Origin of the sequence: Deefgea piscis, from assembly GCF_019665785.1 — a bacterium.
Lineage (GTDB): Bacteria > Pseudomonadota > Gammaproteobacteria > Burkholderiales > Chitinibacteraceae > Deefgea.
Window position 1 is genome coordinate 1,473,424 of the sequence record NZ_CP081149.1, and the last position, 12,412, is coordinate 1,485,835.

The window sequence follows — 12,412 nt, forward strand, 5'->3', positions numbered from 1 at the left end:
TTTGAGCATGTCATTGAATCGATATGAAGGACGGCTAGTCATTGTTGCTAGCCGTCATGACAAGGCCGCAGCCATTGCGCGTCCCATGACAAAATTGCTGGGAGTTCACCTTTGGAGCCCTCCGGATCTAGATACCGATCAATTCGGGACATTCAGTGGTGATGTGCCTCGCCCTGGTACGCCCGTTGAAATGCTGCATGCCAAAATAGCCTTGTGCCGAAAAATCATGCCAAACCCGATCATGATTGCGAGCGAGGGTGCTTATACTCAGCATCCATTTTTTACGAGCCTTGCCTTAGCGCACGAATGGATGATTTGGGATGATGCTGATAACGGCTTTCAGTTAATTGAACATAAAACGGCCATCACCCCAAACTACTATGCTGCGCGATTAGAGACAAACGCTCAATTTGAGTTACTGCTTCAACGATGCGGCTGGCCGAAGCTGGCCGTGACGCTGCATGCTGCGGACTTGAAAGTGCCCAGTTATAAAGGGCTGCGAACAGAATCAGAGATTCAAGCCGCATTTAAGACTTTGCAGGGCGCTGGAGCCCAACAAATACAAATAGCCACCGATATGCGCGCTCATTTACACCCTTATCGGCAGCGCACGATCAGACATTTGGCAGCAAGACTAGCCCGACGAGTTCGAATAGCTTGCCCACAGTGCCACCAGTATGGCTTTGGAAAACGACACATTGAGTCGGGTTTAAAATGCACAGACTGCCATACACCTACGAATCAAATGAATGCAATGTGCCTACAGTGCGACCATTGTGGCTACAGAAAAAATACATGGTGTAGTGGCACACTGAATTTGGCCACCTGATTAGAGGTGTTATGCTCCACCTCGTAAGCAATTAGGTGACTCAATGAACAATAAAACCAGACCGACATTTAGTCCTGAATTTCGCCTCGAATGCGCCCAGCTTGTACTCGACAAAGGCTATTCCGTTCGACAAGCCGCTCAGGCAATGAACGTGGGTAAATCATCCATGGATAAATGGGTTCGGCAACTGCGTGAAGAACGTGCCGGCATGACCCCCAAGGCGACGCCGATGACGCCGGACCGTAAGCGCTCAGCCGCTCCACCGCCTTGACGCTTAAGTTTCTGCTAGCGCTCTTAGCGGTAATAATTCGTCGATGCGGCTGTTCGGCCAAGTGGGGAGCTTTTCTAGGGTGTCGGTGAGCCAGGCCATCGGGTCTAGGTCGTTGAGTTTGGCGGTGCCCAGTAGCGTTTGAATTGCGGCAGCGCGTTGACCGGCGCGCTCGCTCCCCGCAAATAACCAGTTCTTTTTGCCAATCGCAATCGGCCGAATGCTGTTTTCGACCGGATTGTTATCGATTGGCGCAATGCCGCTTTGGGCGTAGCGTTCAAGCGCCGTCCAACGCCGTTGGCTGTAAATGATCGCTTTAGCGAGTGCGCTATTGGGCGCAACTTTGCTACCGGTTTCATCCAGCCAAATTTTGAATTCGAGCAGTTTAGGTTGCGCTTGTTGCTGCCGTAGCGCTCGGCGTTGTTCGGGGTTTAAATCTTTGGCCTGCGCTTCTAGTGCATACAGTTCGCCAATACGGCGCAGCGCCTCTGCGGCAATCGGGCTGCCGTTGGCTTGATGCAATTCGAAGAATTTGCGCCGTGCGTGCGCCCAGCAGCCCAGCTCAATCACGCCGGTTTTGAACAGCGCTTTGTAGCCGCCATAGTCATCGACCATCAATTGACCTTGCCAATCGGCCAAGAAATCGCGGACGTGTTGACCCGAGCGACCGCCTTGGTAGTCGAACAAAATGATCGGCGCACTGCCACTCAAAGGCGTGTTGCGATACCCCCATAAATACGCGGTTTTGGTTTTGCCTTTGCCCGGATCAAGCTGTTTGACTGGCGTTTCATCGGCATGCAGCACCGTTTCGCCTTTCAATCGTTCACGCAATCGATCCGCCAACGGCTGCAACCACCAGCCGACTGTGCCGACCCAACTGGCCAGCGTGCTTTCTGCTAACGGCACGCCGCTGCGTTCGGCGATTTGCCGTAGCCGATACAGCGGTAAATGATCAATGTATTTGCTGACCATCACCCACGCCAAAGTGGCCGCAGTGGGTAAACCGCCATTGATGATCGCCGGCGGAATCGGCGCGGCGCTCATCGTTTGACAGCTGCGGCAAGCGTATTGCGGGCGAATGTGGCGCAACACGCTAAACACCGCCGGTTGCACATGCAGTTGCTCGCTAATGTCTTCGCCGACTTTAACTAAACCCTGACCACATTGGCCGCAACTGCATGATTCAGGCTCGTGAACCATATCGGTACGCGGCAAATGCGCCGGTAAGGCTTGGCGACCTGCACGAATGCGCGGCTTTTTATCGCTGACCTCGGGGGTGTTGTTGGCTTGCTCGGCGGCGAGTTTGGCTTCCAGCGCCGCCATATCGGCATCGAGGGCTTCTTCAAACAAATCTCGCTGCTCGCGATTCATCACTTCGGTCTTAGCGCCATAACGCATGCGGCGCAGATAGGCCAATTCCATCGTTAGCGCTTCGATGGTTTGCGTTTTATTTTGGATGTCGGAGACGTATTGTTTGAGTTGTTGATCTTGCTGAGTGACTAATTCAGTATGCTGAGCAAGGAGTACCGACTGCGCCAAAATCGCCGCGCGGACTGCGGCGGGTAGGTCTAAATTGGCGAGTTCTTGAGCGAGATCCATGTGTTGATTTTACAGGGTATTGCCATAAGAATTATATATTACATGCTGTATAGCGCAATACTGCGACAACTATTTTATCCATCCTCATCGTGAATTAGTAGGCGTATTCTGGTAGCGGTGGCGGCGCGAGTCGTTGCCAATCGACCCCACTCACCAACCATTGCCACTGCGCCGCATCCAGCGTAAAGATCACATCGCCCGCTTGCGGCCAAACAAACCGACCTTGATGCAAACGCCGCTGTGCCAACCACACACCGGTGCGATCCCACAGCAACACCTTCAAGCGATTACTGCGCTGATTGCGAAACGCATACGCCACACCTTCGATGGGGGAACGCTGCAAACGGGCATGAATCTTGGCCGACAAACCCTCGATACCAAGGCGCATATCGACCGGTTCGACGACCAATTGCAGCGAAGTGAGTGGCGGCATCATGTCAAAGCGCGCAATAAAGCTGCGACCCAAGCCGGATCGGTCGCCGCTGGCAAAGTCAGGGTCACGCCGGAGGGGAAATTCAACTGCAACTGCGCCGCAACGGGTGCGGGCCATTGTGCGGGCACGATGCTTGACGCCGATGGTTTCGGGGCGATCTGCGGTTCGGTGATTGCAGCTGAAGATGCGTCGGCAGATTCGAGGCGGCTACGGCGCAGCCAACTGGAAAAAGTAGTGCGTTTAAGCTGGTGCACTCGGACAAACTCGGCTTGAGTTAAACCGCTAGCCTGCCAACGTTGCACCCATTGCAAAGCATCAATCCACCGTCCCATGCTGCGCTCCCAAAAATCAAAAGCGCAGCATGCCTGAATTAAAACGATAATTGAGGTGGAACGGCTAAGCCCTTACTGCCAAAGCTCATTTCGATGATGTCGATGTCATTGGTGGCGACCGGAAGCCAAGCCGACATTCTATAAAATCGCTGTGCGCAGGCTGTAATACATAACTCTCGGTGACTCGCGCAGCACATCTAGCAAGCATGGCGCGGTAGTCTCATCTGGCTGTGTATTTTCAAGCATGATCACACCCACAAGTTTGAAAATTAATAAAAAAAGCGCGTAGCATGCTGAGCTACATACAGACAAACCAGATCAACACCTGCACAGGTGTATATTTTACGTTAGAGCTATCCGCAATTCGGGGTGAATAAATGATCGATCACACAGGTATCAACGTTGCCAAACTTGCTGTAAGTAAAAACTTCTATGAAGCTGTTCTATCCACTCTGGGTTATGTCGTACGCCTTGATTTCGAAACTGCCGTTGGGTTCGGCACGACCAACTCGAACACCGAAGATGATCCAGGCGGCGATTTTTGGATATCTCAAGGTAATCCATTCACACCAAGGAGCCATATCGCTTTTCGCGCCAGTAGTGAGGCGCAAGTCGTGGCCTTCTATGAGGCAGCGTTGGTTGCCGGCGCGAAAGATAATGGCCCCCCGGGGATTCGCCCTCACTATCACAAGCAGTATTTCGCGGCGTTCGTCTTCGATCCAGATGGCTACAACATCGAGGCTGTGTTCCATGGAGGACGATTAACTGATGGCATCCAGCCTTAACAATTCGATCCAGAGGATAGCCCACGAGCGGGCTTCCCTCCCTGCGATCGGTGCCCCTGATCTCAAAAGTTAGCCTCACAATACTTTTTTGGGTAATGAATTGAAAACAAAAGATGATTATCTTGGCAAAAACCCATATATTGCCAAAAAGTTGTCAAAAGTTGTCACAGGTTGACATGTCTTGCCGAAAAGTTGGCTTTTGTTGTCATAAGTTGGCATATTTTGCTAAGAAATTGTCATTTCTTGTCAAAAGTTGTCATTTGTTGCCACAGGTTGACATATCTTGCCGAGAAGTTGGCTTTTGTCGGCAAAGGTCGCCATTTGCTGGTAGCCCTGAAAAAACAGGAGGAAATCATAACCTTGCTGATTCGATCGGGGAGCGTCGTAGTGCTGTCAGACAATCTTTCATCTTGAGAGGGAGGGAGTTATCTGTTGTTGCCGATTATTTATTGGCCCAACTACCGATGTTTGGCTTACTCATTACTTATCCATAAATGAGCTGGTTTGGTGGGGGGATTGCCGTGCTGCTCGGCCTTTGCAGACACACAACCATCCACAACGATTTTGAAATTGTGCCCCGATACTCTGTGTCCATTATTGTTAATCCATCCCACGTCCTCAGTGATCAAAACAAAGATTGCTGCGGTGAGGGTATGGGGTGTGACCGGATTTGCGGTAAGGCATCCGCGCGCATCAATTCAGCTGGGTAATTCTTCAAAAACGTTCGCGCTAGCTCAGGGTTTTTGCAGCTCAGCCACGCGTCATAGTCGGCCTCGGGAATGATGACTAAGTTTCGCTTTTCATCGTTTGGTTTGTGCATGCGTTTCATCAGCGGATGCTCATCTGCGTTGATGGTGATTTGCGTGAACGAATAGCTGCGTCGGCCATTTTCTTCTTCCCATGCGCGCCACAATCCCGCCACCGCAAACGGCGCATCATTGAGCAAGCTGATTTGATGCCTTACCGCTTTGCCTGATTCATAACACGGCTCAAAAAATCCCATCATCGGCACCAAACAAAGCTGGCTGCGTTGCCATGCGCCTTGATAGCGTTGCCCTATGGTTTCGGCGCGGGCGTTCATGGTGCTATAGCGCGCACCTTGCGGTAGTTTGGCCTTGGGCAAGAAACCATAGTTCGCGACTACAGCTTGTCGACCTTGGCGGCCATGCACAATCATCGGCGCAGCGTAGTCTTGCCACACTTCATCAGGCCAGTCGGCCTTGGGTTCAATCGCGGCAAATTGGCTAAGCACTAACCGTTTAGGAATTGGAATGTAATTTACGCACATAGAAAAGAACGTTCGTTCTATAATATTCTGATTCAGATGGTTTCAGGATAACCCATGTCATTGCATTTGCACCCGCCAATCCCCGCCGCACTTGAAGCAAAGTCACTCTATTTACCCGTCATGGGTGTTTCGGTTTCGGCTGGCTTTCCGTCGCCTGCCGAAGATTGGGCCGAAGAGCGTGTCGATTTGAATCAACGTTATGTGCAGCATCCCGAGGCAACCTTTTACTTTACGGTTGCAGGTGACAGCATGGTCAGCAGTCTTGCCGAACGCTCCATCCCTGATGGCGCAACGCTGATTGTTGACCGTGCTTTGAGCGCCAAGCACGATGATATTGTTGTGGCGGTGATTGATGGCGATTTTACCGTAAAGCGTTTGTATTGCCGTGGCGCACGCTTGGCGCTGATTGCTGAAAATCCAGCCTATCCGCCGATTGTATTGGGCGAAGAGCAAGAGTTATCAATTTGGGGCGTGGTGACAGCGTGGATAGCGAGGCCGCGATGATTGCCTTGGTCGATGTGAATAATTTCTATGTATCATGCCAACGGGTATTTGAACCCAAGCTAATGGGTAAACCCGTGGTGGTGCTATCGAATAATGATGGCTGTGTGGTGGCGCGTAGTAGCGAAGCCAAAGCACTGGGCATCAAAATGGCTGCGCCGTGGCATCAATTACGTGATTTTGCGCAGCAAGAAGGCATCATCGCCCGTAGCAGCAATTACGCGCTGTATGCCGATATGAGCCATCGGGTAATGACCATACTCAGCCGCTTTAGCCCGAACCAAGAGATTTACAGCATCGACGAATGCTTTTTGAGTTTTGACGGCCTACTGCAAGACCATACCGAACTAGCGCAAAACATTCGCCGTACCGTATTGCAATGGACGGGCTTACCCGTGTGCGTTGGCATTGCCCCAACCAAAACGCTCGCCAAACTCGCCAATCACATCGCCAAGAAACAAGCGCCATTCAATGGTGTGTGTGCATGGCAGCAACTCAACCCCAACCAACAAGACGCGCAAATGCAGGCTTTGCCTGCGGGTGATGTATGGGGTATTGGCCGCAAAATATCTGAGCGATTAGCGCAGGAAGGGATACATACCATCGCTGATTTAAGAGCCAGCAATGCTGACCAGATACGGCAACGGTATAGCATCGTCGTACAACGCACCGTGCATGAACTACGCGGCATACCGAGTATTGAATTGGAAGAATCGACACCCGACAAACAGCAAATCCTGTGTTCACGCAGCTTTGGCCAAGCGATTTATACCGAGCAAGAGTTAGGTGAAGCCATCAGCACCTACATCGCTCGTGCCGCTGAAAAACTACGTCAACAAGGCTCACTTGCAGGCAGTTTGGCGGTGTTTATACGCACCAATCCGTTTCGCCCCAAAGAGCCGCAATACAGTCAGCACATCCTCGTTCCGCTTACGCAAGCCAGCGACGATACGCTATTGCTGACCCGCGCTGCGCTATGGGTGCTCAAACGTATTTATCGAACGGGATTTGCCTACGCCAAAGCAGGCATAATGCTGTGCGACCTGCAACCCAGAACGGCAGTCCAAGGCCATCTATTTCTACAAACCGCCGACCCCATCAAACGTGCGGCACTCAATAAAGTCATGGACGACATCAATCGCCAATGGGGACGCGGCTCAATCCGTGTTGCCAGTGCGGGGTTTAATCACGGCTGGAAAATGCGGCAGAACACCTTATCGCCGTATTGGACCACGCGGTGGGCGGATTTGCCGATTGCTCGATAAATGGCGCGGTATGATTTGCATTGGCTTTATCTCAAGATTCGTCGTACATTTCACTCTACCTTTTGTTCTGCATTTAAAAGAGCTTCACTTGGATTATTTTTGTTTTGAATCAGTTGAATGTATAGGCAAACCAATTTCCGTAGATTTTGAAAAGTACGAGAACAATATTGCTTATGCAATTGGGCACAGTCTTGCGGATTACCGCAAATGTGTAAAAAACGGGCAGCAAGAAATGGCCAATTGCTTTGGCGTTTCTATTGGGCAATATCGTAAATATGAAGCTGGAATTGATGTGCCTAAAATGCATTCAGCGGCTAGATGGTCTGCGACAACAGGGGCACCATTACCACTGTTGTTTAAATATACCGAATACGCTAAATTTTTCCCACCGGAAGAATTGATATATCGCCCCTATTTCAATTTAATTGCCAAATCGAATGATAAGAATTTTTATTCGCTGCTCAGTTTGCTGTCCGGCAAGCCTGAGTGGAGTAATTGTGTCGCTGCAAATGATGATGCACTAAATTTTCAACAGGCTCTTGATGATGTACTGACCAATTACTATTTCAGGGTTATGAAAAACTTTGAGGCAATTCGTCACTTTCACAATTTATCTCGCGGTGAAATGGCGCATTTGTTGGGCGTATCTTCGGCCACCTACGCTAAATATGTCAGCCAAGCAGAAAAAATTAGTATCTCACTGCTCTTATATGCGCGAGCTCATGTCGCACTCAGCATTGATACAAATTGGGCTAAAACAGGAAGTACGTTTTATTCCCTGATTAATAAAAGACGAAAAGACCGAACCTCTGTTATTGAAGGACTTTTGCAAAAACTTGACAAGAGAAATGCCGATAATTTTCAGTCTATGTTAAGTCTATTTGGTGAGCAGCATGAGCGTATCCAACAATTGCAAGACGCTCTGAGTAATGTGCCAGAGCGCATTAATTAACAATTAAGGCGACTGTACTGGGATTAAATTCGGTTATTGCAGCTATGCAATTACGCACATGTAGGCGCCGTAATGGCAATGCAATTGGTTTCGGCTTGCCGCGCAAGGTGAAAGCAAATCAAGGAAAGAATACACATAATGACATTGCTCGCCAAAGCAAGTTGATAACCCCAGCTACTTGCCAATAAGCCACCAACAAAAGCCCCTAGCGCCATGCCACCTACGATTGAATTTGCATATAAAGTCGACGCATAACCCAATCTATTTTTGGCTTGATGCTGAAAAAATTGTAAGCCTGCTGTTGCACTCAGGGCGATACTAGCCGCACCTATCATTTGTATTGCCATTAAAAACATCATGGATGTTGCGGTTACAAACAACAGGTAATAAATTGAGCCTAAGGCTGCTGCAAGAAGTAATTGTTTTTGATGACTGATTCTTTTGCTGATTCTTCCTGATAGCAACATTAAAGGAATTTCAAATGCTGCAGTCAATCCAAAAAAAACACCGGGCAGCCACTCGGGGTGTTTTGCCATTTTCATTATATACAAAGGCATGGCCATCGTATAATTGGTTCCCGCTGCAAACAAAAACACCATCCCCGCTATAGCTAACAATAGCTTGAGATTTAATTTTGTATTTTCAGGTGCTTTTTCTGATTTTTGCTGCTCAGGTTTTACCGCGAGCGGCATATGCAGCTTTAACGCGGCAAAGGCAATGCAAGCATATGAAACAATCAAAATTGCGAACGTCATATTAAAACTGAATAAACTAACTAGGCTAAAGGCCATTGGTGGGCCAATTACCCATGCCATGGATACTACTGCACGCATTGTTCCCATTAGAGACTCATTTTCATCGCCGAACACTTCAGCGGCAAGAGCAAAAAGCTGCGGAGCGCCAATGGACACGCAGGCCAGTAAAGTCAGGCCAATAAATGCGAGCGCGTAGATATTCTTGATAAAGATAAAACCGATGAAGGCCAATATGCCACATGCAGCTGAAAAAATAATTAATTTATGCCGAGCGATACCACGGTCTGAATACATGGCAACTAGCTGTGATACCAAAATCGTAGCAAAACTAGATATAGCAAGATAAGTGCCAACGATAGATGGTGCAGCACCCAGCTCATTCACAAAGAAGTAGCTTTGCAATGGCCCAAAAATTGACGAACAAATTCCCATAAGAAAAGTGACGCCAAGGAATATGAATTGACTTGAATTTATTTTTGGCATTGATGAGCTCAGAGGGTGATTTGCATAAGTAAATGCCAATCTCTCGTGATCAATAGAGTGGCATCTGAATTTTAAATTGCAGAAATAAGCAATTTGGTTGGCAAATCATACATAAGCCAGTAGCGACACAAAATCCGCCAAGGTATATCTTTTAATTCGTAAAAATATACTTTAGTAACTTGAGATTCGTTGAGAAGTATGGGCACAAAATGTTCGAATAAAATGCATGCGTCAGTGGGTAAAACTCAAATAGCATGTTTGTTTTTATTGTGGTGATGCTATTTGTCTTCTCTTGGTAGACTGTTGCCTAATCCAGCCTAGCCATTCCAATCAAGCATCAGCCCTCAAATATTCATGGCCGATTCTGTAAGTAAATTTGAAAAACATCAGTCAATTCACTTGTGATTCTATTCTTCTTTTTTGAATCTCATCCTTTACCCGCTTAATCGTTCCGCGCCCACACCCCAGTAAATCTTGAATCGCACTCCACGATTTACCCTCAGCCAGCAGGCTAGCAATTTTGCGGTGCAGCTCAGCGTCTTTCGGGCGGCCTGCGTATAGGCCTTGCGCCTTGGCTTTAGCGATGCCATCAGCTTGACGGCGACGACGGTCGTCGTAATCTTTGCGAGCAATGGCGGCGAGCATATCAAGCAGCATGTTGTTAATCGCTGCCAGCATTAGCGCAGTGAAGCTATCACCATCTTTCAGCATGTCGTGACTGGTCGGCAAATCGAGCGCGACAATTCGCATGCCTTTGTCGCTAATCATGTGCCGTAGCTTGAGCCAGTCAGCGTTTTTCATACGACTTAGTCGGTCAACCTGCTCAACAAGTAATACATCGCCGTGACTTGCATCATTCAAGAGTCGCATTAACTCGGGGCGGTCGAGTTTGGTGCCGCTTTCATTCTCTATGTAATAACTGGCAATGCGTAAATTATGCTCGGCGGCAAACGCATCAAGTTGCTGCCGCGCACGACTGGCATCTTGCTCTTTGGTACTGGCACGAAGGTAGGCTCGAACAAACATGGTGACACCCCATCAAAAGTTCCGCTTAGATGGTTCCAATATAGCAAGTTCCGTTTGAGTGGTAAATACGTATTTTGGAACTGGTTGATAAGCGGTTTTATGAGGTTTCGTTGAGGTATACCTTATTGGTACTTGTGATTTGATGTAGTACCGACTACAAAATTTGTGTAAGTTGCGTTTAACGTAAGCGCTCAGCCGCTCCACCACCGTGACGCTTAAGTTTCTGCTAGCGCTCGTAGCTGTAATAATTCGTCGATGCGGCTGTTCGGCCAAGTGGGGAGTTTTTCTAGGGTGTCGGTGAGCCAGGCCATCGGGTCAAGGTCGTTGAGTTTGGCGGTGCCCAGTAGCGTTTGAATTGCGGCAGCGCGTTGACCGGCGCGCTCGCTCCCCGCAAATAACCAGTTCTTTTTGCCAATCGCAATCGGCCGAATGCTGTTTTCGACCGGATTGTTATCGATTGGCGCGATGCCGCTTTGGGCGTAGCGTTCAAGCGCCGTCCAACGCCGTTGGCTGTAAATGATCGCTTTCGCGAGTGCGCTATTGGGCGCAACTTTGCTACCGGTTTCATCCAGCCAAATTTTGAATTCGAGCAGTTTAGGTTGCGCTTGTTGCTGCCGTAGCGCTCGGCGTTGTTCGGGGTTTAAATCTTTGGCCTGCGCTTCTAGTGCATACAATTCGCCAATTCGACGCAGTGCCTCTGCGGCAATCGGGCTGCCGTTGGCTTGATGCAATTCGAAGAATTTGCGCCGTGCGTGCGCCCAGCAGCCCAGCTCAATCACGCCGGTTTTGAACAGCGCTTTGTAGCCGCCATAGTCATCGACCATCAATTGACCTTGCCAATCGGCGAGGAAATCTCGGACGTGTTGACCCGAGCGACCACCTTGATAGTCGAACAAAATGATCGGCGCACTGCCACTCAAAGGCGTGTTGCGATACGCCCATAAATACGCGGTTTTGGTTTTGCCTTTGCCCGGATCAAGCTGTTTGACTGGCGTTTCATCGGCATGCAGCACCGTTTCGCCTTTCAATCGTTCACGCAATCGATCCGCCAATGGCTGCAACCACCAGCCGACGGTGCCAACCCAGCTGGCCAGCGTGGTTTCCGCTAACGGCACTTCGCTGCGTTCAGCGATTTGTCGTAGCCGATACAGCGGTAAATGATCAATGTATTTGCTGACCATCACCCACGCCAAAGTGGCCGCAGTGGGTAAACCGCCATTGATGATCGCCGGCGGAATCGGCGCGGCGCTCATCGTTTGACAGCTGCGGCAAGCGTATTGCGGGCGAATGTGGCGCAACACGCTAAACACCGCCGGTTGCACATGCAGTTGCTCGCTAATGTCTTCGCCGACTTTAACTAAACCCTGACCACATTGGCCGCAACTGCATGATTCAGGCTCGTGAACCATATCGGTACGCGGCAAATGCGCCGGTAAGGCTTGGCGACCTGCACGAATGCGCGGCTTTTTATCGCTGACCTCGGGGGTGTTGTTGGCTTGCTCGGCGGCGAGTTTGGCTTCCAGCGCCGCCATATCGGCATCGAGGGCTTCTTCAAACAAATCTCGCTGCTCGCGATTCATCACTTCGGTCTTAGCGCCATAACGCATGCGGCGCAGATAGGCCAATTCCATCGTTAGCGCTTCGATGGTTTGCGTTTTATTTTGGATGTCGGAGACGTATTGTTTGAGTTGTTGATCTTGCTGAGTGACTAATTCAGTATGCTGAGCAAGGAGTACCGACTGCGCCAAAATCGCCGCGCGGACTGCGGCGGGTAGGTCTAAATTGGCGAGTTCTTGAGCGAGATCCATGTGTTGATTTTACAGGGTATTGCCATAAGAATTATATATTACATGCTGTATAGCGCAATACTGCGACAACTATTTTATCCATCCTCAT

General features: G+C 49.5%; 12 protein-coding genes and 1 pseudogene. 6 read left to right on the forward strand and 7 right to left on the reverse strand.

Annotated elements, in window-relative coordinates; genetic code table 11:
• Positions 1 to 7: 7 nt before the first annotated feature.
• Together K4H25_RS06830 and K4H25_RS06835 are read left to right on the forward strand one after the other, a co-directional pair.
• Complete coding sequence (locus tag K4H25_RS06830) at positions 8 to 829, forward strand: DUF6671 family protein (RefSeq protein ID WP_221022585.1); 822 nt, start codon at positions 8 to 10, stop codon at positions 827 to 829.
• 43 nt (positions 830 to 872) lie between these two features.
• Positions 873 to 1,073 (forward strand): annotated as a pseudogene (locus K4H25_RS06835) (transposase); the annotation flags it as partial.
• 30 nt (positions 1,074 to 1,103) lie between these two features.
• Here K4H25_RS06835 and tnpC (K4H25_RS06840) read toward each other — a convergent pair.
• The 3 genes from tnpC (K4H25_RS06840) to tnpA form a co-directional block, all read right to left on the reverse strand.
• A complete protein-coding gene (tnpC, locus tag K4H25_RS06840) occupies positions 1,104 to 2,696 on the reverse strand; it encodes an IS66 family transposase (protein ID WP_221020868.1) in 1,593 nt (530 codons plus the stop codon).
• 94 nt (positions 2,697 to 2,790) lie between these two features.
• Complete coding sequence (gene tnpB, locus K4H25_RS06845; protein WP_221020869.1) at positions 2,791 to 3,132, reverse strand: IS66 family insertion sequence element accessory protein TnpB; 342 nt, start codon at positions 3,130 to 3,132, stop codon at positions 2,791 to 2,793.
• The gene (gene tnpA, locus K4H25_RS06850) at positions 3,129 to 3,461 is read right to left on the reverse strand and encodes an IS66 family insertion sequence element accessory protein TnpA (RefSeq protein ID WP_221020870.1); all 333 of its coding nucleotides are present in this window, start codon (positions 3,459 to 3,461) and stop codon (positions 3,129 to 3,131) included. Before tnpA ends, tnpB begins: the two co-directional genes overlap by 4 nt.
• Positions 3,462 to 3,838: 377 nt before the next feature.
• Here tnpA and K4H25_RS06855 point away from each other — a divergent pair, with 377 nt between their 5' ends.
• Positions 3,839 to 4,246: a VOC family protein gene (locus tag K4H25_RS06855; protein WP_221022586.1), complete on the forward strand. Its 408-nt coding sequence runs from the start codon at positions 3,839 to 3,841 to the stop codon at positions 4,244 to 4,246.
• 625 nt (positions 4,247 to 4,871) lie between these two features.
• On the opposite strand, the gene K4H25_RS06860 is transcribed toward K4H25_RS06855, so the two are convergent.
• The gene (locus K4H25_RS06860) at positions 4,872 to 5,534 is read right to left on the reverse strand and encodes an SOS response-associated peptidase (RefSeq protein ID WP_221022587.1); all 663 of its coding nucleotides are present in this window, start codon (positions 5,532 to 5,534) and stop codon (positions 4,872 to 4,874) included.
• A gap of 54 nt (positions 5,535 to 5,588) precedes the next feature.
• On the opposite strand from K4H25_RS06860, the gene K4H25_RS06865 reads away from it, so the two are divergent.
• Genes K4H25_RS06865 through K4H25_RS06875 form a run of 3 tightly spaced genes read left to right on the forward strand, consistent with a single transcriptional unit; the run spans position 5,589 to position 8,252 of the window.
• Positions 5,589 to 6,038 (forward strand): LexA family protein, encoded by a 450-nt coding sequence (locus K4H25_RS06865; protein ID WP_221022588.1) that lies wholly within the window; start codon positions 5,589 to 5,591, stop codon positions 6,036 to 6,038.
• Positions 6,017 to 7,300, forward strand: coding sequence for a Y-family DNA polymerase (locus K4H25_RS06870; protein WP_221022589.1), 1,284 nt, complete (start codon positions 6,017 to 6,019; stop codon positions 7,298 to 7,300). Before K4H25_RS06865 ends, K4H25_RS06870 begins: the two co-directional genes overlap by 22 nt.
• Positions 7,290 to 8,252, forward strand: a complete 963-nt coding sequence (locus K4H25_RS06875; protein ID WP_221022590.1) for a helix-turn-helix domain-containing protein — start codon at positions 7,290 to 7,292, stop codon at positions 8,250 to 8,252. Before K4H25_RS06870 ends, K4H25_RS06875 begins: the two co-directional genes overlap by 11 nt.
• A gap of 50 nt (positions 8,253 to 8,302) precedes the next feature.
• Here K4H25_RS06875 and K4H25_RS06880 read toward each other — a convergent pair whose 3' ends face one another.
• The 3 genes from K4H25_RS06880 to tnpC (K4H25_RS06890) all read right to left on the reverse strand — a co-directional run bounded on the left by K4H25_RS06880 (position 8,303) and on the right by tnpC (K4H25_RS06890) (position 12,324).
• On the reverse strand, positions 8,303 to 9,490 hold the full coding sequence (locus K4H25_RS06880; protein WP_221022591.1) for an MFS transporter: 1,188 nt from the start codon (positions 9,488 to 9,490) through the stop codon (positions 8,303 to 8,305).
• A gap of 390 nt (positions 9,491 to 9,880) precedes the next feature.
• On the reverse strand, positions 9,881 to 10,516 hold the full coding sequence (locus K4H25_RS06885) for a recombinase family protein (protein ID WP_221022592.1): 636 nt from the start codon (positions 10,514 to 10,516) through the stop codon (positions 9,881 to 9,883).
• A gap of 215 nt (positions 10,517 to 10,731) precedes the next feature.
• Positions 10,732 to 12,324 (reverse strand): IS66 family transposase, encoded by a 1,593-nt coding sequence (gene tnpC, locus K4H25_RS06890; RefSeq protein WP_221022593.1) that lies wholly within the window; start codon positions 12,322 to 12,324, stop codon positions 10,732 to 10,734.
• Between the last annotated feature and the right edge of the window lie 88 nt (positions 12,325 to 12,412).